Raw genomic sequence first — 26,580 nt, forward strand, 5'->3', positions numbered from 1 at the left:
GTCTTCCGGAGGTCGTACTGGCAAAAATGCGAGATTCGATGTGACCATTAAAAAAAATAAACACATCAAAGCATCGATTCGTAGCCTTTTCTTCTTAGGCGGGACAAAAGTAATTGTAGTGATCAGAATCTGACTTTAGGCTACTGCCCAGGTCTTGAACAGGATCATATGACTCACTTTCTATTTTTGTCTGAAAAGTATGCCGTGGGACGCAGATAATTCTGAAGATAGACCGAAAAACACCGCAATTTCCTCACTTTTCCTCCCATTATCTTAAATAATACCCTGTATAGGGTATGTGCTGGTATCATTTTATTCCTTTTCTTGCGTACAGCCTTTTAATTATTGAGAACAACCAACCCACTTCTTACCCTTTATTCCATCTGGAGCAGAGCCAAGCGCCTCCTTTTTAAGTAGGGAGGATGGGAGGAGGTAGGAAAGCCTATTGCAAATTGTCAAGAATATTCGGGTGGAATTACAAATTCAACCCAGTGCGAGGAGCTATATGACTACACCGAGCGGGGGTAGGACAGGATGTCAAGAAATCTTCCAGAGGAGCAATGGTGCGATTCCCTTACTTGACCCGATTAGCCACAATTAAAATAAAAGATGGGAATATCATTAAAAACACATAAAATTCTGTGGGCCAAGTCAGGGAGCAAATGTGCTTTTCCAGAATGTAAGAAAGATTTGGTGGTGGATGAAAGTGAAACTGATGACCCTTCGGTAATTGGAGAAGAAGCTCATATCATAGGTAGGAAAAATGATGGCCCCAGAGGGAAATCTGAACTTCCGATTGAAGAAAGAGATAGGTATGATAACCTTATTCTATTGTGCAGCATTCATCATAAACTAATTGACGATCAAGAAAGGAAATATACGGTTCAGCTCCTGCACCAGTATAAAATAGAACACGAGAATTGGGTCAAAGAAAACCTTAGAATTGACAAAGCAAAGGAACGAGTAGATATAATATACGCAGGCTACATTGATAAATTCATAGAGCTTGCAGAGGTAGATAATTGGAAGGGTTGGAGCTCGTTCGTGTTTGGTGGCGGACAACCGCATATATATCATCGTAACATACGAAAGCTACGAGAGCTTATAGAATTTACTTTATCAAGGGTTTGGCCAGGAAGGTATCCTGATTTAGAAAAAGCATTCCATAACTTTAAAAATGTTTCAAATGATTTTTTAACCGTTTTTGAAAAGCATGCTCAATTTCAAACGGTATCTGATGATGAATTAACTGTGGAGGAAAAGGACGAACAAATGATTTGGACAGAAAAATTTTATAGAATCAGGGAATATGATGAAGAAAGATACCATAGTCTTTTAAGAAAGTTCGAATACCATTGCTTGCTTGTGGAAGATTTAGCGTTGGAGATGACAAGAGCTGCAAACTATCTATTTGATATGGTTAGGTTGTATTTCTTTCCAACATACCGAATTGAAGAAGGTATTTTGTTAATTGAAATTGGCCCGTTTATGGATATGTCATGGAAAACAATTAGAAACGAATATAAACCTGATGAAAGAGAGTCCCTATACCCAGGGCTAAGACAGTTTATGGAAATCCGAGAGAGTAGAAATTATTTTCGAGGTAAAGGAATAGATGAAGATTATTTCCCAAAATATTATTAAAAATGGCTAAAGAGTAGTGGATCCTAGATAAACAATTTATTGGCTATGATGGAACTTTTAGAAGACCAAAAGATGCTTGAATACAAAATAAAGATTGAAGCCTTTAATCCTGAAATTTATCGAAAGCTTTTAGACGAACTGACGTTAGAGAAAAGCTGCAACCCTTAAACCACAATCACAACACTTGAATTTACTATGGCACCCACGACAATACAGAATGGCGAAATTAGACACGTCACAAGAAATCCAGATGTAATTGTGAAAGTAGCTGGGCCGTTTAGTGGCGAGACCTTTGAAGAAACTGGAAACACTACAAAACTTGACCTATATATTCTGACAAATGAATTTCTTAAGTATCATTATGTAGTTATACTCGGCTTGGTAGACAGTTATACGGCACCTGGGAACAAGTTTTATATTGCAAAACTTATCACACATAGTTCTAGATACGACAATCTTGAAATAAATAAAGATCTTTATGATAAATCTTCCACATCTATTAGTTTAACTAACAGCTATATCACTAGAGATAAATTTTTAATTCCAGAAGCTGAAGTTCGAACTAATAAAATTTATGGCAAGTTCCACTTAGATATACTTAATGAAGCTTCAGAGTATTAATGCCTTAAGTTAGAAAATAGCTTCTATTTACTGGAAACGCAAGAACAATGAAAGTACTGGGGAGTTTTTAAATATTGAAATTCTCTACATGTGTTAAAACTCCTTTTTACCAGAGCTATTGACTTCAATTCCAGTTTGTGTTATGAAGGTTTGCCCATTAGCAGGGGCATATAGTTCTGCTGATCGAGAAATAAACACCGCAATCCCTTCATATTTCCTTCCATTTTCATGAAACATAACCTGTATAGGAGGGGCGAGCGTTAAAAATCTCTTCGGTGAAGAGATTTAGCGGAGGAGCCAGGCTGTGCGCTGGGATGGTATCATTTTATTCCTTTTCTTGCGTACAGCCTTTTAGTTTTTGAAAACGACCAACCTACTTCTTACCCTTCACGCCCATCTGGAGCAGAGCCATGCTCTCTCTCCTAAAGGAGAGGACTGGGGTGAGGTAGGTAGACTACACCAACTTTTATCACTAATCCGGCCTTAAATCCGGCTCCCAATAACAAATTGTTGATATTTAGGGGGAGGAATTACAAATCCCGCCCAGTCAACACGAGGTATTGACTACGGCCAGAGGGAACTGTAACGAAAACGAATTGAATTGGAGGCCGTATCAACCAAAGTATCCGGTATATTTGCATAAATGAAAAAGTTGTACATAATTTCAGGGTGTAACGGAGCGGGTAAAACTACTGCTTCCTATACAATTTTGCCTGAAATCCTTGATTGCAAGGAGTTTGTGAATGCAGACGAGATTGCGAAGGGATTGTCTCCATTCCGTCCCGAAAAAGCAGGCATTGAAGCAGGTAGATTGATGTTGAAAAGAATTAAATCACTGCTTGATTCCGGTGTAAATTTTGCATTTGAAACAACACTATCTACAAAGAGTTATGTCAAATTCATTGAAAAAGCAAAGGAGGAGAATTATCAGGTGACTTGCTTGTTTTTCTGGCTTCATTCTGTAGAATTAGCGATTTCAAGAGTGGCAACCAGGGTGCAGGAAGGTGGGCATAACATTCCCGAAGATGTAATTAGGAGGAGGTATGAGAATGGTCTTAGAAATTTCTTCAATCTATTTCTTCCAAGGGCGGACAATTGGCTGTTTGTAAATAATTCCGGAGACACGTATGAAATTATTGCAGAAGGCACAATGGATGAAATTACTGTAAATAATACGCAACAGTGGAAGGAACTAAAAGAAAAATATTATGGGAACTAAAGAGCAGTTAAAAGAAGAACGGGACAGAATAGTCAAAGGACTTGAAGAGACCTATAAAAAGCTTGTCGAATATAAGAAGCAGAAGAAAAGTCCAATGATTGTGGTAAGAAACGGTAAAATTGAGGCAGTTGACCCGCATGAAATATTGCCTACAACACTCTATAAACGAAGTGCAGGCTGAAAAGCAACACAATTAGGCATTATTATTCTTTTGTATCATACAGGTTTAAGAGCTTTATAATGAGGGGTTTAAAGGGTTCTTGGTCAAGCGCCCCGTTTTATTTTTTTTACTGGGTTGATGATTTGGCAATGAAATTATTGCTAACTAATTTGACAATGGATTATTTGTCAAAACAAGATGAGTTCCCGGTTCAGCTTCCGAGGCATAGCCTTTCCTGAGAATCGGAATAGCGCATCTGATCGATGGTTTTGGTTTTTTAGCTATAATCCTATGACTGGAAAAACTGAATCACTGAGCCAGATAAAACAAATGACACTACTTCCCAGATAGGAAAGGGAAGCCAAACCTATCGCCCACCTTGAACCTCCGAACCAGGATACTGTGACTCACGTTCTGTTTTCGTTTGTAAATTGGCACAGAGTGCTGCAGATAGTTCTGTGAACAGACCAAAAAACACTGCAATTCCTTCACATTTCCTTGAAAAATACCCTGTACTGAAATAGCCCCAAAAAGTTAGACACTATTTGAAGGCAATTTTATGAAAGGTAAAAAGAAGTATTCTGTCCTCTTTAGGAAAGAGGCAGTTGATCAAGTGATCCACGATAAGCGATCAGTATTTAAAGTAGGTCAGGATTTAGGAGTTGATAAATCTCTTATTCGTAAATGGGTTCTCTTGTATCAAAAACACGGAATTATGGGCCTTATGCCTATTTCAAATAGAGAATATCCTCCTGCATTCAAGGTCAAGGCTATTGAGACCATGCGAAAGAAGTCGTTATCTTTATTGGAGACCTGTATTCAGTTTAATATTCGAAGTCCTGGTTCCTTGGTCAAATGGATAGCTCTTTATGATGAAAAAGGCTCTGAAGGTTTAGCAAGGAAACAAAGTGAACCAAAATTTCCCATGGCCAAAAGAATCAAAAAGCCCAAAACCAAGGAAGAAGAGCTCCTGAAGGAATTAGCTTCCCTGAGAGCTGAAAATGCATATTTAAAAAAGCTCCATGCCTTAATTCAAGCCGACAAAGAGAAAGAAGAAAAGCGGAAGTCATCCAGGAATTAAGGCAGTCTCATGCATTATCAGATCTGTTAGTGCATGCTGGGATGGCCAGAAGTACCTTTTATTATCACATAAAACAATCCAGAAAGCCGGATAAATATCTGGAAGCCAAAAAGGCTATTTCCAGGATCTATAAGGAACATAAAGGGCGAATGGGCTACAGGCGCATCAAATTTCAACTTAGAAACGAAGGCATGATTCTCAACCATAAAACAGTTTTGAGATTGATGCAGGAATTGGGAATCCAGAGTTTGATTCGGACAAAAAAATACAAATCCTATAAGGGGGAAATGGGTAAAGTCGCTCCAAATCTTTTAGAACGCAACTTTAAAGCTTCTATGCCAAATGAAAAATGGGCTACCGATATTACGGAGTTTAAAGTCACTGACAAGAAACTCTACTTGTCTCCGATCATTGATATGTTCAATGGAGAGATCATCAGTTATACCATGTCAGAAAATGCCAAATTAAAGCCTGTAATTGATATGTTAGAGCAAGTGGAACGCCCTATTGCGAAGGAAAAACCGGTAATTATGCAATCAGACCAAGGATGGCACTACCAAATGAAATTGTATCAGGATACATTACACAAAAAGAACATTGTCCCAAGTATGTCCCGAAAAGGAAATTGCTTGGACAATGCGATAATAGAAAATTTCTTTGGAACCCTTAAATGTGAATTGTTCTATCTAAAAAAGTACAATTCAATCAATGAGCTGAAAAAAGAAATCAAAGAATACATCCATTATTATAATCACAAAAGAATCCGATTAAACCTGAATGGAATGAGTCCAGTGAGTTATCGAATCCATTCACTAAATTCAACATAACAAGAAAAAAATGTCCAAAAATCTGGGGCTAGTCTAGTACAGGGTATTTTTTTTGCATTTAAAATTCCTTTTCTTGCATAAGCCTTTTAGTTTTTGAAAACAACCAACCTACTTCTTACTCTTGTCCCCCATCTGGAGCAGAGCCAAGCGCCTTCTCCTAGAGTGCCTGTCCCGATGAGCAGCGCGATATCGGGAAGCCAGCATGCAGGGAGGGTGGCCTTGGGCCAGCTTGTAGGAGGACTGAGCGTTGAGGATTAGTCCGGTGGGCTAATATAGCGAAAGGCCAGCTTGTAGGGCAGGCAAATTCTACCCAGTCAACACGAGCGATTTGACTACATCGAGTGGGGAAAACCAAAAGAAAAGCTAACTTTGTTGGATAAAATATGGGGGAAAAAGCAAGACAATATAAACCATCTACGGTAAGGCGGTTAGATACTCTATCTAGGAACGAATGTGCTGATCCAGATTGTGATAGAAAGCTCATTGCTAGGGATGGTGAAACTATTGTTAGTAAAATCTGTCATATTGAAGCAGCAAGTGAAAAAGGCCCTAGGTTTAATCCAAAAATGGATGATGAGGATAGAAGACATTTTAACAACTTAATTCTCTTATGTGATGAATGCCACAGCATAATTGACAACCTTGAAAATGAAGGAAAGTATCCAGTTGAATTATTGCAGTCATGGAAAAAGACACATGAAACAACTTCACAGCAAAGCATTCTAATTCGTAAGCCTAGACTAATTAATCAAGCAATAAATGGCATTGCTGAGCTTGATATTCAAGAATCAGATGAGGAATTAGATAGCTTAACGCAATACAGTATTTCTGATAAAATCTCGTATAATTCCGTTAAAAGGAACAAGTCTTTAATTGAGGAATATGGGAAATATTACACAAAAGTCAATATACTCTATAGCGAATTAGAAAAGCAAGGTTCCTTCAAGAAGGAAAAACTTCTAAGAAATATAAAACAGCTATATATTAGAGCAAAAGGCAAATACGTTCTAGATGGTGAGGATAAATTGAAGAGTATTCAGAAAAATGCTGATAATATTATTGAAGACATTGAAAATAGTATTTTGGAAAATATTGATGTCAGCAGTTCAGAAAAAGATGATATTGCTTTCGCTGTACCTATAATAATGGTTGATGCTTTTATGAGATGTAAAATACTTGAGAAACCAGATACAAAATGATCATTGGAAAAGATATTAGCCCTCAAAATAATGTGTATCATATTGGAGCCAAAATCATTCAAGTGTTAAAAGGCTATGATAGCGATTCCATTGACTTTTTTGAAGTCTATAGTGATTTAAATAAATGTGAAAAAGTATCATTTAACTTATTTTCACTAGCATTGGATTGGCTTTATCTACTTGGTGTAATTGACAATAACGAAGGACAGTTGAAAAGATGTTTTTAAAAGCACTTAAAATAGAAAATGGCGATTCATTAATTAGAGAAATCCCCTTTCATCCAGGGATTAATTTGATTGTTGATGAAACCAACACTTCGGACAGGAAAGAGTCTGGAAATAACGTCGGGAAAACTACTGTCCTTCGACTTATTGATTTTTGCTTGGCTGGAAAAGGGGAAAATATATACAAGGATCCAGAATTTAAAGATAAGTCTAATAATCAAATAGTAGAGGGTTTTCTAAAGAACAACAATATTATAATTACCCTAATTCTTAAGGAGGATTTGGAAATTACACTGTCAAAAGAGATTACGATTAGAAGAAATTTTCTACCAAGAAAGCAAAAGATTCAGGAGATTAATGGTGACGAGTACAATAATGATGAATTCCCCAAAAAGTTAAAGGAGCTCATATTTAACTCATCAAGTTCAAAGCCAACTTTCCGCCAAATAATATCTAAAAATATTAGAGACGAAAAAAATAGATTACAAAATACAGTAAAAGTGCTTCATCCAACTACTACAATGGAAGAATATGAAGCATTGTATCTGTTTTGGTTGGGAATCCCTGCAGACAATTCTGCTAGAAAGCAAAAAATCTTATCACAGATAAAGATTGAAGAAAATCTTCAAAAACGATTAAGAAAAGAAAGTAATTATTCCCGAATTGAACAGGCACTAATAATTATCAATAGAAATATATCAGAACTTGAAGAGAAGAGGAAAAGCTTCAATCTTAATGAAAACTATGAAAATGACCTTAATGAGCTTAACTTTTCAAAAAGGGAAATAAACAAACTCTCTACACACATAAGTCAACTTCAATTACGAAGGGAGCTAATTTTGGAAAGTAAGTCTGAACTAGAAAATGAAATTGTTGAGGTAAATACCGATCAAATTAAATTGCTCTACAATGAAGCTAAAGCTCTAATTCCTAATCTGCAAAAGTCATTTGAGGATACTCTTACTTTTCACAATCAAATGATTCAGCAAAAGCTAGATTTTATACTTAAAGAACTTCCAGCGCTTGACGAAGATATTAAAGAATTAAAGCGACTTTTATATACATTTAGAGAAATTGAAAAATCATATACAGTTAAGCTTAAAAAAGCTGGTGCCCTAGACGAACTTCAAAAAATAATTGAAGAACTAAATCTCTCCTATGAACAAAGAGGGAATCTGGAGGAACAGAAAAGAATGTGGGACACTACAATTTTCACTCAGAGAGAGCTTTCAGATGAACTTGATTCTATTAATAAGGGTATAGATTCTAAAGATGATCTAATCAAAGAACGGATTACTGTTTTCAATAAATATTTCTCAGCAATCTCTTCTAGGCTTTATAATGAACAGTTTATTTTAAGCCCTGATAAAAATGACAGGGGATATGAACTTAATATATCATCAATAAGTGGCAATCTTGGCACAGGTAAGAAGAAGGGACAAATTGCAGCATTTGATTTAGCATATATTCTTTTTGCTCAGGAAATGGAAATAGACCACTTACATTTTATCATGCATGATCAGATCGAAAATGTTCATGATAATCAAATAACGAGCCTGTTAACCGAAATAATAAGTGGAATCAATTGTCAGTACATTTTGCCTGTACTTCAAGATAAATTACCAGCTGATATTGATATAGACCAATACAAGATTCTTTCGTTATCACAATCAGATAAGCTATTTAAGATATAACGGTACACAAGTTGATGTATGAAATCATAGCCACACAAGGCATGCATTCAGATCAAAACTACAATTCATTCATTTAATTTAACACCGTGTGTGATTTGAACTAACCTTAAAAGTAGGCCGAATGCTCTGAAATGGATGTAGGACTATTGAGAAATCGATAGATGCGCTCTTGGGTGGTCCCGAAACTTCGGGAGAGCAGCTATCAAACCACCTTACGCCAATTTTATTGAAACACTTATGTGGTGATCGGTTTAGAAAAATGAAAACATCGATTCCTGCACGAGAATATTTATGGAACTGATTCGCCACCATCCGCCCCAAATTCCATAAACTCCATGGATATTGGATATTCCGGAGCATGCTGACCCCTCTAATCTGGAATGTTATTGAGTAGTGAAAGTGCCTTTACAGGCTGGATTCGACTGACATTCTGGCACATGTTGACTCCTCTAAGATAGATTTTCGGTGATAATCCGGAGCATTACCTGTCCCGAGTATCGGGATTGACCCCTCTGATCGATCGTTTTGTTTTTCATAGTAGACATTTTCGATAACAGCTAACTATTAATTACCTAGCTGAAAAACCTAAATCACTGAGCCAGATAAAACAAATGACACTACTTCCCAGATAGGAAAGGGAAGCCAAACCTATCGCCCACCTTGAACCTCCGAACCAGGATACTGTGACTCACGTTCTGTTTTCGTTTGTAAATTGGCACAGAGTGCTGCAGATAATTCCGCGGACAGACCTAAAAACACCACAATTCCTTCACTTTTCCTCCCATTTCCCCAAAAAATACCCTGTATTGAAATAGCCCCAAAAAGTTAGACACTATTTGAAGGCAATTTTATGAAAGGTAAAAAGAAGTATTCTGTCCTCTTTAGGAAAGAGGCAGTTGATCAAGTGATCCACGATAAGCGATCAGTATTTAAAGTAGGTCAGGATTTAGGAGTTGATAAATCTCTTATTCGTAAATGGGTTCTCTTGTATCAAAAACACGGAATTATGGGCCTTATGCCTATTTCAAATAGAGAATATCCTCCTGCATTCAAGGTCAAGGCTATTGAGACCATGCGAAAGAAGTCGTTATCTTTATTGGAGACCTGTATTCAGTTTAATATTCGAAGTCCTGGTTCCTTGGTCAAATGGATAGCTCTTTATGATGAAAAAGGCTCTGAAGGTTTAGCAAGGAAACAAAGTGAACCAAAATTTCCCATGGCCAAAAGAATCAAAAAGCCCAAAACCAAGGAAGAAGAGCTCCTGAAGGAATTAGCTTCCCTGAGAGCTGAAAATGCATATTTAAAAAAGCTCCATGCCTTAATTCAAGCCGACAAAGAGAAAGAAGAAAAGCGGAAGTCATCCAGGAATTAAGGCAGTCTCATGCATTATCAGATCTGTTAGTGCATGCTGGGATGGCCAGAAGTACCTTTTATTATCACATAAAACAATCCAGAAAGCCGGATAAATATCTGGAAGCCAAAAAGGCTATTTCCAGGATCTATAAGGAACATAAAGGGCGAATGGGCTACAGGCGCATCAAATTTCAACTTAGAAACGAAGGCATGATTCTCAACCATAAAACAGTTTTGAGATTGATGCAGGAATTGGGAATCCAGAGTTTGATTCGGACAAAAAAATACAAATCCTATAAGGGGGAAATGGGTAAAGTCGCTCCAAATCTTTTAGAACGCAACTTTAAAGCTTCTATGCCAAATGAAAAATGGGCTACCGATATTACGGAGTTTAAAGTCACTGACAAGAAACTCTACTTGTCTCCGATCATTGATATGTTCAATGGAGAGATCATCAGTTATACCATGTCAGAAAATGCCAAATTAAAGCCTGTAATTGATATGTTAGAGCAAGTGGAACGCCCTATTGCGAAGGAAAAACCGGTAATTATGCAATCAGACCAAGGATGGCACTACCAAATGAAATTGTATCAGGATACATTACACAAAAAGAACATTGTCCCAAGTATGTCCCGAAAAGGAAATTGCTTGGACAATGCGATAATAGAAAATTTCTTTGGAACCCTTAAATGTGAATTGTTCTATCTAAAAAAGTACAATTCAATCAATGAGCTGAAAAAAGAAATCAAAGAATACATCCATTATTATAATCACAAAAGAATCCGATTAAACCTGAATGGAATGAGTCCAGTGAGTTATCGAATCCATTCACTAAATTCAACATAACAAGAAAAAAATGTCCAAAAATCTGGGGCTAGTCTAGTATAGGGTATTTTTTTTGTATTTAAAATCCCTTTTCTTGCAGGTAGTCTTTAGTTTTTGAAAACGACCAACCTACTTCTTATCCTTAATTTCCATCTGGAGCAGGATCGATCTCCCTCTCTTTGAGGAGAGGAAGGGGTGAGGTAGAACAGCCAACTTTTAGCACCCATCCGGGCTTAAATCCGGAACCCACTTAATTCTGAATCTGATAGTAAAATGATAGCAGAGCCAAGCGCCTCCTCTTTAAGGAGAGCCTGTCCCGTTGAGTACGGCGATATCGGGAAGAAGGAGGGATGAGGTAGAACACACCCATCCGGGCTTAAATCTGGAACCCACTTTATTCTGATCTGATAGTAAAATGATAGCAGAGCCATGCGCCCTCTCTCTTCAGGAGAGGGATGGGGTGAGGTAAGAAAACCAATTACAAATTGACAAGAATAATAGGGTGGAATTACAAATCCTACACAGTTTCTTGAATGATGGTATCACAATAATTAGTAGATTAAAAAAAAATCTACTAGTAAAAATAACATGGCTTCTAAACATGACTTTCATTTTCTGAGTGCAGAATTTCAATTAGAGTATCTCTCAACACTTTTAAGGCAAAACAATCAATTGATTCTTGATATTTGTGATCAATACGGAGAGGTTAAAGTTTTAAAATTCAATAGAAAAACATTTGAAAATAAGCAAAGTGACTTTTACCATTTTTGTTTAGTAAAGGCTTGCAAATCACTCCATGCAGTTGAATGCCTAGTGGTAAATTTTCTTCAAGAAGATTCCCAGACAGTTTTAAGAACAGCCTATGAAGCATATTTGCACATGGCATATGTAAGAAACGTACCAGATTCTTTAAATCAGTTTTTGGATTTCAAGTTGGGATTAGTTTCAGGAGATTATACACACCCATTAAGTGGAAGGGGAAAGCCTCAAAGAGATAAAGTTTTAGACCCTGTTACAAAAGAAATATTCAATTATGGAATATCTGTTCGACAATTGGCTTTGGGAAATCGTATTAAAGAAGATTCCTTTATTTTTGATAAGCTTTATCGCCATCTTTCTGAACATGTTCATATAAATTTTATTTCATCTGGAAATTATCGATCCAAAGATCAAATGTCATATACAATGTTTGATGGTTCTAAAGTGCTTCAAGCAGCGTTTAATTCAATCTTTATAAGCTTATTTATTTTAGTTGAATATTCAATGTTTAACAAAGAGCTTGATAAAGATTTTAAAATTGCAATTAAGGAATTGGTAGAGCCTCAAGCAAAAAACTTGATTGAAATAAGCAAAGATTTAGTGGATGATGAAGAAGATATAAAACATTTATACCAGAGACTTAACAGGATTTTGTTGGATGTTAAGGATTTGACTTAGTGTTAGTTCTTCTTTTTCTCCCATCTGAAATTATACTTAGATATCCTTAGCAAAGAACAGATTATTAGTATTCCGGTCATTATATGGTAGTTTTCATCATCATAGAAGCAATGAGCCACATTGTTCCGAATATCCAATCCTCTTTCACCTCCAAATAGATATTCAAAAAACAGCTGATCATCTTCATCAAAATATTGCTTAAAGCCATCTGATTCTACAAGCTGATTTAAGGTCATTGATTCTATCTTTTTGCTTTTTGCTACTGTAGTTTTAAGCCCCGACTGATATAAGAAGAAACGAAGTAGGCCCTCAATTTTAAGAACCAGACTGTCTATGGCTAACACGAAACTTGGTTGGTAAGTATGGCTTGCTTGAGAGGCTCGAATCTGTGAAAACAGTTCATGAATTCCAGGTGCCAAAAGTGATATCCAGCTTTTAATTCGATCCCGCTTTTGTTGATCTTGAATGAAATATGGGTTCCCTATCCATGTTTTATAAGCTAGATGTTCGATTAGATTTTTAGAGTTCAATTTTCCAGACTCAATTCCCTTAGTGAAAAGCTCATACAAAAAAGGAATAGTCTGGAAATCTAACTCCATCTGATAAGAATCCATAAGCACTACCTTGTCGTCTAAGTCATCACTTCCTTTAGTGGCATTTCCGTTAATGTCAAAAAATACAGTTTGAACTCCTCTAAAAAAGTCAGGAACAATATCGTTTGCTCCATTTTTAAATGCTGCGGCTTTAGGGAAATCAATACCTAATATCAGCCTGGCGTAAATAGAATCAGAAGTAACTTCTTTGATTAGTTTCTTTGCTAGGTCTATTCTAGAATCTCTGTACTCAAATAGATGTTGATGGCTTTCTCTGGTGATGCTAAACGACGTTGATCCTAATTTAACTGTAGGTCTGATTTTTTCATAAAGCTCCTCGGCCTCTTTCAATAGGACTTGGTTTCCACTCTTTTTGAGATTGTTTTGTGCATCAAGCAATTTATTCAAGCTAAGCCAGTCTCTGTTTCTATCTGTTTCTTTTTTGACATCATCCAGATGAAGTTTTCCAATAAGTCTATGCCACTTCTTATGATCCTTTTTTAATCTTTGAGCGAATTTGATGGCGTTCGGAGCATAATTGTGAATTATCAAAAATGGGTCATTTCTATTTTCATCTTTCCAAAAATGATCCTCATACACACTATAGCAAAGTGTGAGACTTTCTTTAGAAAATAGAGTAGGATATTTTAAAACCAATGACGCTAAATGCTCTTTTACGTAAAATGGAAAATTTTCGTCCAAAAGCCTTTTTAAAATCCCGTTTAAATCTATTTCAGTTAGCTTTAATTCCTTACATAAAGCTGTTAGGTTTTCGAAATCCTGTTGCATTATACTAAGCAAATCACCGCTAGTTTTAATACTTAGTTGATTTATTAAAAGATCTATCGACTCTACATAGTTAATAGCTGCAGATTCAGCATATTGTCGGTTTTTTAGTCCAGAAGGGCATTGCCATAGAATGTGATAGAACTTTGCTTTTAATAAGGGGTTCTTAGAGCTGTTTGCTCTGTAAAGGAGATGATCAAATTCTTTTTTGCCTCCTTCACTTAAATCTGGATAGGTGCATGTCTTTTCAGCTTTTCCCGTTTTTCCATGGACTAGAGGAAAAAATCTGCCATCAAGGAGATAATGGAGCAGATAGTCTATTTCAAATTGAGCCTTTTCTCGCTCTTCTTCTGTGGTGGCAAAATTTCGATACCTGACCCATAAATTCGCCAAGTCTCTTTTCTTTTCAAGCATTAAAGTATGGATGTCAATAAAATCATAAAACTCCTTTATTGAATTAAATTGCTCTAGGTTGATTTCGCTTGCCTTCATTTCTATGGATTTTAAACAAGGTCGAGTTTGTTTTAGTAAATCACAATACCTATGACACAGATTGTCATAGGTAGAAATATAATTAGAGAGCTTTAACGCTTGATTGAACTATAGAGGGTATTTACCCTCTTTTTATATTTTTTAGCAAATAAATGTCTATATTTGAAGGGTAATTTCTCTCTTATGAAAAATATAGACGTTGATAAGCTTCTGCAGGAAATCTTTAATGACGGTGACGAATTCGATGTTAAGGAAAGATTCGAGGAGAAGCTAGGGGAGTATGGGATCAGCAAGACCAAGGCGCTAAAGCTCCTCAATATTGATAAAGACGTTTTTGATGAGATTCTTGAGGGCACTGCAAAGCAGCCCAACCTTATCCATGTGGTTAAAGTCGCCGAATTCCTGGATATTGATGTTCATGAGTTTGTCAAAATGATTCTGAAAAACCAGAATCCTGAAAACATCGCTTCCATTGACCGCGCCAGAAAGCTCAAGTTCCTGATGAAGAACTTTGATGTAAAGGCATTGACTAAAAGAGGCTTTTTTGATGGGGACGATGATATAGATGAAATGGTCGTCAAGGCTTTGACTTATTTTGGCTATAATTCCATCAAAGAATTTGAAGATCAACTCGTCGAGCCTCTGTATAGCAGATCTGTCAGGCAATTTTCTGATAAGATGAAAGACTTTTGGGTTCGTTCGGCCTACCAGACGTTCAAGCTGATCAACAATCCAAATCCCTATGACCGTGAGCGCCTGAAGGATACCATTGTAAATATGAAGCCCTATTCTCAGGATGTAACCAATGGCCTTCATACCGTTTGCAAAGCACTATATAATATTGGAGTTACCGTGATTTTTCAGGATTACCTCGAGACCACTCATGTCCGTGGGGCTACTTTCATTATTAATAATAAGCCGTGCATCGTAATCACCGATTACTTGAAGAAATACCCAACTCTCTGGTTTACCCTTATGCATGAACTGCACCATGTGCTGTTTGATTACGATACGGTGGCTTCCAATCGCTACCATTTGTCAGATGATGAGGATTTATTCCTGATCGAGGAAAAGGCAAATGGTTTTGCTAGGGATTTTTTTATGCCAATAGAAAGTTTTCAGTATATCAAAAGCTTCATCAATAGCCCCTATGTGGTGGATAAATTCGCCAAGGAACAGGAAATGCATCCATCTCTGGTTTACTCCTTTTTTGCATGGTACCAGAAGGAGCTTTATGGGAAGAATTTTTATGCCGCATTTAAGGAGTTCTATCCGAATTGTAAGATTGCCGTCAGCAAACTCAATCCGGTGTCCTGGAATGAGGATAATATCAAGGAGGTAAGTGAAAAGATTAAAGCAGTGTTTGAGATTAACTAACCCAATGTTATGGAAGAGAATAATAAGAAATCAAAAAAGGAACAGGAGCTAAGTGAAGCCGATATTGAGCGTCTTCAACTGCTGCAGCGTGCTCACGAAAGAAAGGGCAAGCAGCTTACGATCACTGACGATACCGGGGCATTAAAAGAGATCGATGAACTCCGTCAGCTGGTAAGTAAGCAACTGGAAAGTCCGGAGGAGAAATACAGCATTTATTACAAAGGAATCCGAAAACTGCTGATGGATCATCTACCCAAAGGTGAGGACTACAAGCAGATGCGTGATATCATCTATGACGAGAAGAATATCTTCCTGAATCTGGGTAAGCGCAAAAGCGACAACAAGGGAGTACGGGGATCAGATGGGCGGATGACCTTCCAGCCCGTGATGAATGAGATACTGGATATTATTATCGCCTGGGTAGGAGGGTCACAGAATCCATTCGAACTGTATAAGCAATTTTATCTGCTGAACGAAAAGCACGAATATCCCCATGAGGAATATGATGACTCTACAAGGGGTGTGGCAAATGCGATGTTGAAATTGGTTGATTAGGATCTATTTGCTATGATGAACGTATTATTTATAATTGGAAATGGCTTTGACTTGAATTTAGGAATGAATACAAAGTATTCTGACTTTTATGAATACTATAAATCTATTGAATCATCAAGTCCAAAAGTGCTAACTCTCAAGAATGAGATTTCTGAGAATTTTCAGAATTGGTCTGACATGGAATTAGCTCTAGGAAAATATTCGAAAAATTGGGGAAAGCTTGATGATTTTGATGAAGTTTTCGAAGACATAAAAGACAATCTGGCAGATTTTCTTGCGGAGAAAGAAATGCAGTTTGGAAATTGTGAATTCCAAAAGGATAAATTTTTTCAATATTTAATTTATCCTGAAAGACAGTTTAAGAGAGCTGATCGAGATCTATTAAATACCCATAAGAGTAAATGGAGGGGAAAGTAATGGGATATTGAAATTGTTACGTTCAACTATACAAAAGTCATTGAAAGGATAATCGGGAATGATCAAATAAATGTGAATTTAAATCCTCATAGAAACGGATCTCCAATAGTTTTGAAGAAAATCACACACATCCATGGGTATTTAGAAGAGGATATGGTTTTGGGTGTTAACGATTCATCTCAAATTGATAATCCAGATCTTTGTGAAATTGAAGATTTTCGCGAGGCAATTATAAAAGGGGAGTGCAATAAAATACAAAAGCATAAAAGAGAGTTGGATTTTGAAAAATCAATAAAATCTGCTAGCCTAATTTATGTTTTTGGTTCTTCAATTGGAGAAACTGACGGCGTATGGTGGGAGCTTATTGGCCAACAATTGAAGAGAGATTGTAAATTGGTGATTTTTACAAAAGGAGAAGAGATTAGTGCGAGGCATTCTCATAAGAATGGAAGAGGAGAGCGGGCTATGAAAAATCTCTTCTTTGAAAGGGCAAATATTCCACAGGGAGAAAGGCAAGGATTAATGGCAAATGTTTTCATTGGGTTTAATACTGGAATGTTTAAAGATTTAATTCAAAAATAAATTGATTATTAAAATTCAAGGTGTCCTTATATTTATTTTTCTAGAATGACTGAATCAAATAAACATGGATTAAGTAGATATATTCCAGCAAAGATTAGGAGGAAAATTCGAAAAGAGGCAGGGTTTGGCTGCGTTGTTTGTGGAAGTGCAATTTGTCAATATGATCATGTATCACCAGATTTTTCAAACGCCCATACCCACAATCCTTCAAAGATGACTTTACTCTGTGGATTATGCCATGATAAGAAGACTCGAGGGATTCTATCATTAATGTTAATTGAGGAAGCGATGAGAAACCCAATGGCAAAAAAAAGAGGGTTTGTAAGTGACTTCTTTGATTTTGGAGAAAATCCTCCCGTAGTATTATTGGGAAGGCAAAAATTTATCAATACTCTAAATCTCATCCATATTGATGGGACACCAATTCTATATTTTGATCTAAAGGTACAAAATGGGCGTAACGTTTATCTTTTAAATGCTAGGTTTCATGATTCAAAGGATAATTTACTATTCCAAATTGAAGATAACGTTTGGTACTGTCCATCTAATAGTGGTGATATCGAATGTGTTGGTAAAACCATAACTATCCGTGATAGTAATAGTACAATTGCTTTGAAAGTCGAGAATATTCCACATACAGCATTTAAAATTCATCTTGTTGATATGAATTTTAAGGGATATAAAATAAAAGGAAATGCGGAAAGATTTGAAATAAATACACCAGAAGGTAAGGTATTGATTGCTTTATCCGAGGATGTTTTAGCCTCTGGATATGCTGCGCTAAAGATTTCAAACGGAAATTTAATTCTTAGAAATATTAGTTTTCATGAAGGTGAGATTGACCTAAGGAATGCTGGGGCAGAGTTTTGCTATTTTGGAAAAAATACTAAAGTCATCTTGGGATAGTTTCTGTCTTAACCTCCCTCTTCCCCTCCTCAGTAATCACATAACTCTGCTCTGGGCTATTTCGACTTTCATGTTTAGCCAAATTCAGCTGGAAAATCTTGATTGACTTAATTATTAAACTTTGAATTTTTCCTTAATCTCTTTCTGAATGACATCAAGAATCTTCCTATAGTCAGTTCCGGTCACAATAGAAAGTTTGATAATGTCTTCTAAAGAAAAGCGCTCTGGATTTCTCAATTTATCGGTATAGGTATTGTAGCCCATTTGCAGGGCTTTACATAGGTTGGTTGGCTTATGTTCTTGTAACCGCGATAAGCTATTAATGGAACCTTGGTTGAAAAGTGCACCGATTTCTTCAAACTCCTGGATTAGCTTGAGTTCTTGTATTGAATTTTTTGTTTCCCTAGACTTCATTATGAACGAAACTGGGGCTATAGCTTTATTTTTAGAAGAAATATTTTCAAAATAGAATTATAAATTTGCAAAATGATAATATAGTTATATATTTGACTTTATATCAATTAGTTAAAAATCGACAATAATATCTACTAATTTATATGCAGATCTTCTTTTGAAGGACTGCTCAGTGAGTCTCGCCACTAAATCTGGTAAATTTTCCGCGCGAGGGTTCAAAGAGTGGTCCCGTTTCCTATTTTGCATAGAAATAGGGCGGGCACTCCTTTTTGAAATGCGCGGACTGTCTTTGACAGATGGCTTACCAGAGCCTAGTGGCATTAGAATTTGGAGTTTAGCTCGCCCTTCCAATTTTTGGAGAAGTAAGCACTTCGGTTCTTAAAGACTCGTTTTACCATTTTTCATTTCTAATGAAAACGAGCATGATTGATTTTCTTCCTTTTCTGTTGCAGACAGTATCCTGTAGGATCCACAGGCTGGGAGGGTATGCTCAGTTGGTATGCGGGTCAGTTTGTTCTCTGTCTATTCCGATAGCTATCGGAACCTATTACATCCTTCCTGAGGTACAGGGCATTATCGCTTCAGATCGCCTGTATCCCCTGAAGCCCAAGAATCCGATTTGAGGGTTTGATTTTTAACCTGGATTCTGCATTAGGTTTCGTAGAAGCCTGTCCCGATTCTTATCGGGAAGGGGTCAAGTTGCAAAAGAATCAGGCTGTTTGGAGAATGAGGCATCCCGTACGTACGGGATGGTGAATTCGAAAACAGCAGCGAAGCGACTGATTATAAAGCAACTTTAGCCCGCAGTAGATTAGCTAATGCATATTTCAGGTTCTGACCGTGAAAGGGGAGGTGCACATCCCTGAGCAGATCGGTTACTACGCACTCAGGTCAGCAAGCTCAGAATAGCTGGTAGAGCTGACACATTTCTTAGTATTTATTTATTGCTGGTTGCTCGGTTGAAGCAAGGTGGGAAAGGTATGTCTTGATTAGAACCAAGAACCAAGATGTTAGAGCCAAGAGCCAAGAAGCTAGGGCCAAGCGTTTGCGGAGCTCCTTTCAGCTTTCAGCTTAGACCTTTCTGACTTTAAGTGAGATTGCTTCTCCCGATTCTCGGGATCGCAATGAGGGTAACATTGACGACTGTCTCCTGCGACTGCCACTGCTAATCCTGTTCCACTCACGGCCGTGGACTGTGGTCCGTCGACTATCGACTATCGACTATGGGCTATGGACTATCAACCACTTCCGTCTTCGGTCTCCGGACATCCAGCTTAAACACACTCAAAGCATGAAAAAATTAATACTCATTTGCTTACCGGGATTGCTATGCCTTCCCACAAGCACACTCACAGCACAAGTTGCTGAACCACCCCCAAGGCAGGAGGAAGTGATTCCTTCTGCTCCTTCCGGCGCCCTGATCTATGGAGAGCTTATCAACCCAGATTCCCTAAGCCCGCTGCGTTTGCTCCTGACAGAGCATAAGCTGGGCTATAGAAATACAACAGGGGAGTCGGAGATTTTGATTGAGCTGCACCCAGGGAAATTCTTGGATGGGGTCTTGAGCGGTACCAGAAAGAAGTTCCGGCTCAGACTGCCTCATAAAGGTGCCGTATATGCCTCCTTACTTTTGGACAATAGGGTCTTGCTGGAGGATTATGTGCTGTTTCCGGATGATTCGGTAATGATGTCACTGGACTTGAGGGCTATGGAAATTGTATTTGGCGGTCCGGATAGTGAATGGATGGATGCCCAGTATGCGGTAAAAAGGGGAGAAGCAAGTAATACCTTCTATTCCCGTCGCTTGATGGAGCAGGATAAGGAAGGATTTCTGAACCGGGACCACAACCGTGACGAATGGCACAGGTACCAGCAGGAATTTGGCCCAAGCCTGAATATAGTGGAGCTGGGCAGAGATGGGGCAGACCAGTCTTACGCTAAGATGATGAATGCTGATTATGAATCTATTCCTGGCTGGAAGGAGTTGCAGCGCCACAAAGCTGACCTGACAGAGGATCAGTATGATCTGCTGGAAGCAGACCTGGTCGGCAATTACTTCGGTGAGGAGCTTCGCAGCTTTCTCCAGTACCAGTATGGCGTGCCCAAGATGAAAGGACAGCAGGACATACTTGACCGCATGGACCTCATGCTCCCCAAGCTGTCGGCAAAACTGAAAGGTGATATAGTTGGATTGGCTCCCAGTACTTTCTCTCTGGGCTATAATGTGCTGATCTCCCTATGGGTGAAACTGGAACTGATGAACTCCGGAGACTCCTTCGAGACCATTGCCCAATGCCATTTTAAGGGAGAGGTACTGGATAGGCTACTGGCATCTAACCTGATGTACAGAGTACGCTTTACTCCTGAGAAAATGGATTACTGGGAGAGCTACTCAGACTATATCAATAATCCTAAATGGAAAAAGCTGGCTGGAGATGCATTGTACGAATACCGTACCGGTCAGCCCGTCAAGGAAGTGGTTTTTTACGGTCAGGACGGAAAGGAGTGGAGCCTGCAAGACTTTGAAGGAACTCCCACTCTGTTTTATTTCTATTTCTCCACCTGCTCCAACAGTGAAAAGTACTTTAAAAACTACCTCTGGCCATTGTATCAAGAAACAGCTGATCAGCAGGGCTATAGGCTGGTGGCAGTATCGGTGGATGATGACCCTTCCCTGTGGAGGGCCAATATCCCCACCTATTCCAGTCCAGAGCTGCTCAATCTCAACCTTCCCCTGGCCTCAAATAAGGAATGGCTGGAGCGATACCATATCGATGCCTATCCCAGAGTGATGCTGATCGACTCTGAGGGTAAGCTGCTTTCCTATAACCTTCAGGGAAATGATTATACAGATTATCGGAATCGCTTTTTACAGGTACTGGAGAAAACCAATGAAAATTATACACCATAAACCCATATATCATGAAGAGATTACTACTGATTATTTATTTGATTGGCCTGATTACAGGTGAAGTATTTGCCAGGCAAAATTCACCTGTTCAGGTGGAGGGAAAAGTGAGTAGCCTGAGCCAGGGACTGGCACTTCCCGGAGTAAGTGTACTGGTCAAAGGGACAGCACAAGGAGTGGTGACCGAAACCGACGGCTCTTTTGTCCTGATGATGCAGAGTGGGAATTATACTTTGGTATTTAGCTACATAGGTTATACTTCTAAAGAAGTGAATCTGACTGTACCTCAGGATGAACCCTTGGAGGTATTTCTGGAAGAAGATGAAATAGCCCTGGCCTCGGTGGAAGTGGTTTCCACGGGTTTGCAAGAGCTCTCCTCAGAGCGTTCGGCGGGTTCCTTTGTACAGGTGGACAATACCCTGGTCAACCGTCGCATCAGTACCAATATCCTTGATAGATTGGAGGATGTGACACCGGGACTAGTATTCAACCGGGACGGCATAGACCGGGAACCGGGAGAGAATATCAGCATACGCGGAAAGAGCACCTTCCTCTATGACAATCAGCCTTTGGTGGTAGTGGACAATCTGGCCTATGACGGCCCTATTGAAAACATCAACCCCAATGATGTGGAAAGCATTACGGTACTTAGGGATGCCACGGCAGCATCCATCTGGGGAGCAAGGGCCGGAAATGGAGTCATCGTGATCAAGACCAAGCGGGGCAGTTTTGATTCTCCCATGCGGGTGGGGCTGAACTCCAATGTGACCATAGGGGAGGCCTGGGATGCTTTCTATACCCCCAAGATGGACATTTCTGACTTTATAGAAGTGGAGCAGCGCCTGTATAATTCCGGCTTTTACTCCAGCAGGTACAATTCCTATGACAAGCAGGCTTTGTCACCTTGGGTAGAAGACCAGTTTGCTTTGACCAATGGGGAATTGACCGAAGAGGGACTTATGCAGCGGAAAGCCTACTACCAGGGACAGGACGTACGAGAGGACCTGCAGAAATATTTCTATAGGCCATCACTGAGCCAGCAATATGCACTGGATATCAATGGAGGATCCTCAGCTTATTCCTACCTGTTTTCGCTGGGCTATGATCATAATGAGGCCACTCAAGTGGAGAGGTCCAGATCCAGAATTACCCTGAACGCACAGCAAAACTGGAAGTTTTGGGGCGATAAACTGGGGTTAAGTTTGGGAACCTACCTGATCCGTAACAGGGCAGAGGACGGCTTTCCAAATATTACAAACCTGTATCCATACGATAGGCTGGTGGATGCAAACGGCAAGGGACTTCCGGTCTTTCAGAACTACAATGTGCGCTTTAAGGAGCAGGCCATGCAGCAAGGTGCTCTGGATTGGAACTATATACCTTTAAATGAAATAGGAATGAGCCCTGGTATAACGGATCAAAATGAAATCCGAATTAACCTGGGATTGGATTACAAAATTTGGAAAGGACTGACCGCCCAGCTGAATTACCAATACTGGAACAGCAATCAAGACAATGAAAAACTCAATACAGTAGATTCCTACTTCAGTAGAAACCAAATCAATCTGTTTACTGAGTTTCCAGCCGATAGGGAGCTGATCCGAAATATACCTGAGGGAAGTATCTATGACTATGGTAGCATGCTCAGTGAATCCCATAATCTCAGAGGGCAGTTGAATTTTCAGCAGAACTGGGAAGACACCCATGAGCTGACTGCCTTGGCCGGATTTGAGGTAAAGGACTTTCAGTCTACCCTCAAAAACAACAGGGTTTACGGTTACGATGCAGCGACCGGGATACCTACTGCGGTAAATTACCAGGTGCTCTATCCGCAGTTGAATACCGGGTACAGTGCTTACATTCCCTATGGCGATTCCTTTGATGGAAGGATCAATCGTTTTGTTTCCTATTTCGCCAATGCAGGATATACCTTCCGGCAGAAATACCTTTTGAATGCCTCTATCCGTTCAGATGCCTCTAATCTGTATGGGGTGGAAGCCAACCTAAAGCGGGTTCCACTCTGGTCTGCAGGCCTGGGCTGGATAGCCTCCGAAGAGAAATGGATGACTGCTTCTTGGCTGGATTACTTGAAACTGAAAGCCAGCTATGGCTTTAATGGTAATACCAATCCTGCAGCCACGGCTTATACTACGGCCATGCTTTTTCCGGCATCCAGTAACCCCTGGGTAAACCAGCCCTGGCTGAGCGTGCTCAGTCCGCCCAATCCCCAGGCCAGATGGGAGAAGATCAAGATTGTCAATACCGGGTTGGAATTTGAACTGTTCGACAGTAAGCTGCGCGGTTCTGTCGAAGGGTATAGGAAAGAGGGCTTAGACCTATTTGGCGAGCAGCCTTTTTATCCTTCCAGCGGGAATGCTGTAGTTACCCGAAACTATGCCAATACCAGAACCTATGGAACTGATATAGAGCTCTCATCCAGGCTCATTTCTGGAGAATTCAACTGGACTGTTTCTGCATTCTATTCTTACATGAAGGAGAAGGTCACCCGCTATGAACAGGAACCTTTGGTCCGGAATGTAGCCAGCTATGGTGGTGGCGGCTCATTTGCCATTCCACAGCCGGTAGTAGGCAAGCCCCTACAGTACAATTTCACCTATCCCTTTGCAGGACTGGATCCACAAACCGGAGAGCCAATGGGGATTCTGGACGGAGAACCTTCCACAGATTATTCAGCCATTCTCAGTCAGACCGCATTGGAAGATCTGGAATATCATGGGTCTGCTATCCCTACCCATTTTGGAGCATTCAGAAATAACCTGAGCTGGAAGGGTTGGGACTTTTCGGTCAACGTCTCCTATAGAATGGGGTATTACTTCAAGCGGGAAACCATTGATTATGCCAGTCTGAACCGGGGAGGATTCCAGCATGCTGATTATTCTATACGCTGGCAACAGCCCGGAGATGAAACGATCACCTTTATCGGTTCAGACCCTCTGGTGGCCAATAACAACCGGAACACATTTGAACAGAACCACAGTGGGCATATTAGGAAAGGAGACCATATAAGGCTTCAGGATATCCGTTTGAGCTACACTTTGGATCGATTGGCAGGGATTCAAAGAATCCAGATTTACAGCTATTCCAACAATCTGGGAATACTCTGGAAATCAGCAAAGGATGTCAGGGACCCTGATTACAGAAACACGCAAATGCCCAGAACCTATTCATTTGGCCTTACGGTCGATTTCTAAGCTTTGGATCACAGGGGAACAGGAAAAGCAGATGTTAAATTTTCTTCATAAAGGTTAATTAGGACAACTTCACTTTTCCCGGCAGCTTCAGGTCTGTGGTGAGAACTGAACTGCCCCCCTTGGTTCAATTCAATCAAAAGGGGGATCTGCTCTGAGCTAGGTTGGGATCTATATTAGGATGAAGTGCAGAGGAATTAAGGAGTAAATGAGGCTCAGGGTCAACCTTATCATTATCAAAAAACTAATAAAACAATGAAAAATCAACTTATAGCAGGAGCATTACTGAGTATATGGTCACTTACAGGATGCGATGAATTTTTGGACGCCAAGCCGCAACAGAGTTTGGTGATACCCAATACCCTAAACGATTTTCAGGCATTATTGGATGCTGAACCCCGGTATATGAATATGGTGGGCAACCTGGCACTGTTAGGATCGGATGAGATGGTTTTGGGTCCCAATGTATTGACCAGGATCAATCCAGAAGAAAAGGCCATGTATTTCTGGGAGAAAGAAATCTATACCCAGAGTGATATGGTTAACGAATGGAGGACAATTTACAGCATGATCTATTATGCTAATCTGGTCATTGACGGAGTGGAGGACTTTGAACCCAGGGACGAGGTAGAGCGCCTCCGCGCCAATGAACTAAAAGGAGCTGCAATGTTCAGCAGGGCTTTGGGCCATTTTTCCCTGATGCAGGTATTTGCAGCTCCTTACGATCCTGAGCAGACTTCCTTACCGGGGATTCCGCTTAGGACCACTGCCGATATTAACCTTCAGACCTCTCTATCCTCAACTGCGGAAGTCTACGCGCTGATTTTGGAGGACCTGGAGTTTGCCAGAACCCATATGCAGGATAAAGCAGAAATGGTCACCCGTGCTTCAAAATGGTCTGCCGAGGCACTGCTTAGCAGGGTGTTTATGACTATGCAGGAGTATGAAAAAGTGGTGAAACATGCGGGCATTGCCCTATCCATTGGGAATGAACTAATGGACTTCAATACTTTGCCTGTAGGGGGCACATACACATTTCCTCGCTTCAATCCAGAAGTAATACATCATGCTAGATTGTTGAACAATAGGATGACATTTAACGCCGAACAGTTTGTCCATCCGGATTTGTATGCCCTATACGATTCTTTGGATCTGCGAAAAACGGTGCTGTTCGATTCTGCCAGAACAGAAGGATATGTGAATCTGGTCAGCAGGTATACCGGGGATTACTTTGATTTCGGAGGACTTGCCGTGGACGAGGTTCTGCTGGACCATGCAGAAGCTTCTTTGAGAATAGGCAATGAAAAGGAAGCTTTGGAGGACCTTAATGAGTTGTTGAGACACCGATATGTTTCTGGTGAATTTACCGAGTTGAATTTAAGCGGTGAACCCCTGATGCGAAGGATTCTGGAAGAGCGAAGAAAAGAACTTCTTTTCAGGGGTATTAGATGGTTGGATCTGAGGCGCCTGAACCAAGATCCTGCCTACGCGGTGACTTTGGACAGAAGCTATAATGGGAGTGAAGCTGTACTGCTTCCTGAAGGGGATGGGTATACTGTTTCTATTCCTCCCAATGAATATACATTAAACCCAAATTTAGATTGATTAATAGTTAGAAAACAAAAAAGAGGAGTGCATTGCCCTCCTCCTTTTTAAAATTCATGGATTATTACCAAATGGATTCTATTACATATGGTTTACAAAAAGTCCGGTTTTGGTTACCGGAGCCGAATCGTTTGGTGCTGTGCGGGTACAAACGTCAGGTTCGTTATCGCATTCATAGGTAGTAGGGCCAGGTGTCAGTCCGGTCACATTGATGAAATTTTCTTCATCGATTTGACCCCATTCCTCCACCTGGGGACTGGAGAATGCAAAGGCTGCGAACGCTGCAAGCACAAATGCAAACAGCGGTAATCTTTTAATTAAAGTATTCATCGTTATGGACTCTTTTTTAACCGATCAAAAAGAGACAAACCGTTTTGGTTGTATGCCTACTCTGATAAAGGGTTTTTGGCATCTCCCTATGGGAGGCTCATTGGGTACTAGCCAGTCTCTTA

General features: G+C 39.5%; 22 protein-coding genes and 1 pseudogene. 20 read left to right on the plus strand and 3 right to left on the minus strand.

Annotated features, from left to right (window positions below; all coding sequences use genetic code 11):
* The first annotated feature begins 609 nt into the window (after nt 1–609).
* From PBT90_RS06065 to PBT90_RS06120, 12 genes are all read left to right on the plus strand, one after another.
* On the plus strand, nt 610–1,644 hold the full coding sequence (locus PBT90_RS06065; protein WP_270132076.1) for an HNH endonuclease signature motif containing protein: 1,035 nt from the start codon (nt 610–612) through the stop codon (nt 1,642–1,644).
* Nucleotides 1,645–1,839: 195 nt separating this feature from the next.
* The gene (locus tag PBT90_RS06070; protein ID WP_270132079.1) at nt 1,840–2,265 is read left to right on the plus strand and encodes a hypothetical protein; all 426 of its coding nucleotides are present in this window, start codon (nt 1,840–1,842) and stop codon (nt 2,263–2,265) included.
* Between the two features lie 643 nt (nt 2,266–2,908).
* A complete protein-coding gene (locus PBT90_RS06075) occupies nt 2,909–3,484 on the plus strand; it encodes a zeta toxin family protein (RefSeq protein ID WP_270132082.1) in 576 nt (191 codons plus the stop codon).
* Nucleotides 3,474–3,665 carry a hypothetical protein gene (locus PBT90_RS06080; protein WP_264809492.1) on the plus strand — a complete coding sequence of 64 codons (192 nt, stop codon included), beginning with the start codon at nt 3,474–3,476 and terminating at the stop codon, nt 3,663–3,665. The genes PBT90_RS06075 and PBT90_RS06080 overlap by 11 nt, the downstream gene beginning before the upstream one ends.
* Before the next feature lie 538 nt (nt 3,666–4,203).
* Nucleotides 4,204–4,725: a transposase gene (locus PBT90_RS06085; RefSeq protein ID WP_264807667.1), complete on the plus strand. Its 522-nt coding sequence runs from the start codon at nt 4,204–4,206 to the stop codon at nt 4,723–4,725.
* Entirely contained in the window at nt 4,650–5,552 is a 903-nt protein-coding gene (locus tag PBT90_RS06090) for an IS3 family transposase (protein WP_264811456.1), read from the plus strand. Before PBT90_RS06085 ends, PBT90_RS06090 begins: the two co-directional genes overlap by 76 nt.
* A 383-nt stretch (nt 5,553–5,935) precedes the next feature.
* Nucleotides 5,936–6,751, plus strand: coding sequence for an ABC-three component system protein (locus PBT90_RS06095; protein ID WP_270132085.1), 816 nt, complete (start codon nt 5,936–5,938; stop codon nt 6,749–6,751).
* Nucleotides 6,748–6,978 (plus strand): ABC-three component system middle component 6, encoded by a 231-nt coding sequence (locus PBT90_RS06100; protein ID WP_270132087.1) that lies wholly within the window; start codon nt 6,748–6,750, stop codon nt 6,976–6,978. Before PBT90_RS06095 ends, PBT90_RS06100 begins: the two co-directional genes overlap by 4 nt.
* Nucleotides 6,969–8,669 carry a DUF2326 domain-containing protein gene (locus PBT90_RS06105; protein ID WP_270132089.1) on the plus strand — a complete coding sequence of 567 codons (1,701 nt, stop codon included), beginning with the start codon at nt 6,969–6,971 and terminating at the stop codon, nt 8,667–8,669. The genes PBT90_RS06100 and PBT90_RS06105 overlap by 10 nt, the downstream gene beginning before the upstream one ends.
* A gap of 850 nt (nt 8,670–9,519) precedes the next feature.
* Nucleotides 9,520–10,041, plus strand: a complete 522-nt coding sequence (locus tag PBT90_RS06110; RefSeq protein ID WP_264807667.1) for a transposase — start codon at nt 9,520–9,522, stop codon at nt 10,039–10,041.
* Entirely contained in the window at nt 9,966–10,868 is a 903-nt protein-coding gene (locus PBT90_RS06115) for an IS3 family transposase (RefSeq protein ID WP_264811456.1), read from the plus strand. Before PBT90_RS06110 ends, PBT90_RS06115 begins: the two co-directional genes overlap by 76 nt.
* A gap of 567 nt (nt 10,869–11,435) precedes the next feature.
* Nucleotides 11,436–12,284 (plus strand): DUF5677 domain-containing protein, encoded by an 849-nt coding sequence (locus PBT90_RS06120; RefSeq protein WP_270132091.1) that lies wholly within the window; start codon nt 11,436–11,438, stop codon nt 12,282–12,284.
* Between the two features lie 2 nt (nt 12,285–12,286).
* On the opposite strand, the gene PBT90_RS06125 is transcribed toward PBT90_RS06120, so the two are convergent.
* Nucleotides 12,287–14,155, minus strand: a complete 1,869-nt coding sequence (locus tag PBT90_RS06125) for a DUF4209 domain-containing protein (RefSeq protein ID WP_270132093.1) — start codon at nt 14,153–14,155, stop codon at nt 12,287–12,289.
* Between the two features lie 183 nt (nt 14,156–14,338).
* Between PBT90_RS06125 and PBT90_RS06130 the strand changes: the two genes are divergently transcribed.
* The 4 genes and pseudogenes from PBT90_RS06130 to PBT90_RS06145 all read left to right on the plus strand — a co-directional run bounded on the left by PBT90_RS06130 (nt 14,339) and on the right by PBT90_RS06145 (nt 17,992).
* Nucleotides 14,339–15,532: an ImmA/IrrE family metallo-endopeptidase gene (locus PBT90_RS06130; protein ID WP_270132096.1), complete on the plus strand. Its 1,194-nt coding sequence runs from the start codon at nt 14,339–14,341 to the stop codon at nt 15,530–15,532.
* A 9-nt stretch (nt 15,533–15,541) separates the two neighbouring features.
* The gene (locus tag PBT90_RS06135) at nt 15,542–16,087 is read left to right on the plus strand and encodes a hypothetical protein (protein ID WP_270132099.1); all 546 of its coding nucleotides are present in this window, start codon (nt 15,542–15,544) and stop codon (nt 16,085–16,087) included.
* Nucleotides 16,088–16,102: 15 nt separating this feature from the next.
* Nucleotides 16,103–17,086 (plus strand): annotated as a pseudogene (locus PBT90_RS06140) (bacteriophage abortive infection AbiH family protein).
* Between the two features lie 45 nt (nt 17,087–17,131).
* Nucleotides 17,132–17,992 (plus strand): HNH endonuclease, encoded by an 861-nt coding sequence (locus PBT90_RS06145; protein WP_270132102.1) that lies wholly within the window; start codon nt 17,132–17,134, stop codon nt 17,990–17,992.
* Between the two features lie 114 nt (nt 17,993–18,106).
* Here PBT90_RS06145 and PBT90_RS06150 read toward each other — a convergent pair whose 3' ends face one another.
* Nucleotides 18,107–18,406: a hypothetical protein gene (locus tag PBT90_RS06150; protein ID WP_270132104.1), complete on the minus strand. Its 300-nt coding sequence runs from the start codon at nt 18,404–18,406 to the stop codon at nt 18,107–18,109.
* A gap of 410 nt (nt 18,407–18,816) precedes the next feature.
* Here PBT90_RS06150 and PBT90_RS06155 point away from each other — a divergent pair, with 410 nt between their 5' ends.
* From PBT90_RS06155 to PBT90_RS06170, 4 genes are all read left to right on the plus strand, one after another.
* Nucleotides 18,817–19,029, plus strand: a complete 213-nt coding sequence (locus PBT90_RS06155; protein WP_270132106.1) for a hypothetical protein — start codon at nt 18,817–18,819, stop codon at nt 19,027–19,029.
* Nucleotides 19,030–19,697: 668 nt separating this feature from the next.
* Nucleotides 19,698–21,317: a TlpA family protein disulfide reductase gene (locus PBT90_RS06160; protein WP_270132108.1), complete on the plus strand. Its 1,620-nt coding sequence runs from the start codon at nt 19,698–19,700 to the stop codon at nt 21,315–21,317.
* Nucleotides 21,318–21,328: 11 nt separating this feature from the next.
* Nucleotides 21,329–24,526: a SusC/RagA family TonB-linked outer membrane protein gene (locus tag PBT90_RS06165; RefSeq protein WP_270132110.1), complete on the plus strand. Its 3,198-nt coding sequence runs from the start codon at nt 21,329–21,331 to the stop codon at nt 24,524–24,526.
* Nucleotides 24,527–24,778: 252 nt separating this feature from the next.
* A complete protein-coding gene (locus tag PBT90_RS06170) occupies nt 24,779–26,128 on the plus strand; it encodes a RagB/SusD family nutrient uptake outer membrane protein (RefSeq protein WP_270132112.1) in 1,350 nt (449 codons plus the stop codon).
* Nucleotides 26,129–26,209: 81 nt separating this feature from the next.
* Here the strand turns inward: PBT90_RS06170 and PBT90_RS06175 are convergent, their stop codons facing one another.
* Nucleotides 26,210–26,458 (minus strand): DUF6520 family protein, encoded by a 249-nt coding sequence (locus PBT90_RS06175; protein WP_264809505.1) that lies wholly within the window; start codon nt 26,456–26,458, stop codon nt 26,210–26,212.
* Nucleotides 26,459–26,580: the final 122 nt, after the last annotated feature.

It is taken from the genome of Algoriphagus sp. TR-M9 (assembly GCF_027594545.1).
Taxonomy (GTDB): domain Bacteria; phylum Bacteroidota; class Bacteroidia; order Cytophagales; family Cyclobacteriaceae; genus Algoriphagus; species Algoriphagus halophytocola.

What these genes read in the sequence shown, in the direction of transcription:
- PBT90_RS06065 (WP_270132076.1), top strand. Translation starts at nt 610, where the DNA reads ATGGGAATATCATTAAAAACACATAAAATTCTGTGGGCCAAGTCAGGG.
- PBT90_RS06070 (WP_270132079.1), top strand. Translation starts at nt 1,840, where the DNA reads ATGGCACCCACGACAATACAGAATGGCGAAATTAGACACGTCACAAGA.
- PBT90_RS06075 (WP_270132082.1), top strand. Translation starts at nt 2,909, where the DNA reads ATGAAAAAGTTGTACATAATTTCAGGGTGTAACGGAGCGGGTAAAACT.
- PBT90_RS06080 (WP_264809492.1), top strand. Translation starts at nt 3,474, where the DNA reads ATGGGAACTAAAGAGCAGTTAAAAGAAGAACGGGACAGAATAGTCAAA.
- PBT90_RS06085 (WP_264807667.1), top strand. Translation starts at nt 4,204, where the DNA reads ATGAAAGGTAAAAAGAAGTATTCTGTCCTCTTTAGGAAAGAGGCAGTT.
- PBT90_RS06095 (WP_270132085.1), top strand. Translation starts at nt 5,936, where the DNA reads ATGGGGGAAAAAGCAAGACAATATAAACCATCTACGGTAAGGCGGTTA.
- PBT90_RS06100 (WP_270132087.1), top strand. Translation starts at nt 6,748, where the DNA reads ATGATCATTGGAAAAGATATTAGCCCTCAAAATAATGTGTATCATATT.
- PBT90_RS06105 (WP_270132089.1), top strand. Translation starts at nt 6,969, where the DNA reads ATGTTTTTAAAAGCACTTAAAATAGAAAATGGCGATTCATTAATTAGA.
- PBT90_RS06110 (WP_264807667.1), top strand. Translation starts at nt 9,520, where the DNA reads ATGAAAGGTAAAAAGAAGTATTCTGTCCTCTTTAGGAAAGAGGCAGTT.
- PBT90_RS06120 (WP_270132091.1), top strand. Translation starts at nt 11,436, where the DNA reads ATGGCTTCTAAACATGACTTTCATTTTCTGAGTGCAGAATTTCAATTA.
- PBT90_RS06125 (WP_270132093.1), bottom strand. Translation starts at nt 14,155, where the DNA reads ATGAAGGCAAGCGAAATCAACCTAGAGCAATTTAATTCAATAAAGGAG.
- PBT90_RS06130 (WP_270132096.1), top strand. Translation starts at nt 14,339, where the DNA reads ATGAAAAATATAGACGTTGATAAGCTTCTGCAGGAAATCTTTAATGAC.
- PBT90_RS06135 (WP_270132099.1), top strand. Translation starts at nt 15,542, where the DNA reads ATGGAAGAGAATAATAAGAAATCAAAAAAGGAACAGGAGCTAAGTGAA.
- PBT90_RS06145 (WP_270132102.1), top strand. Translation starts at nt 17,132, where the DNA reads ATGACTGAATCAAATAAACATGGATTAAGTAGATATATTCCAGCAAAG.
- PBT90_RS06150 (WP_270132104.1), bottom strand. Translation starts at nt 18,406, where the DNA reads ATGAAGTCTAGGGAAACAAAAAATTCAATACAAGAACTCAAGCTAATC.
- PBT90_RS06155 (WP_270132106.1), top strand. Translation starts at nt 18,817, where the DNA reads ATGAAAACGAGCATGATTGATTTTCTTCCTTTTCTGTTGCAGACAGTA.
- PBT90_RS06160 (WP_270132108.1), top strand. Translation starts at nt 19,698, where the DNA reads ATGAAAAAATTAATACTCATTTGCTTACCGGGATTGCTATGCCTTCCC.
- PBT90_RS06165 (WP_270132110.1), top strand. Translation starts at nt 21,329, where the DNA reads ATGAAGAGATTACTACTGATTATTTATTTGATTGGCCTGATTACAGGT.
- PBT90_RS06170 (WP_270132112.1), top strand. Translation starts at nt 24,779, where the DNA reads ATGAAAAATCAACTTATAGCAGGAGCATTACTGAGTATATGGTCACTT.
- PBT90_RS06175 (WP_264809505.1), bottom strand. Translation starts at nt 26,458, where the DNA reads ATGAATACTTTAATTAAAAGATTACCGCTGTTTGCATTTGTGCTTGCA.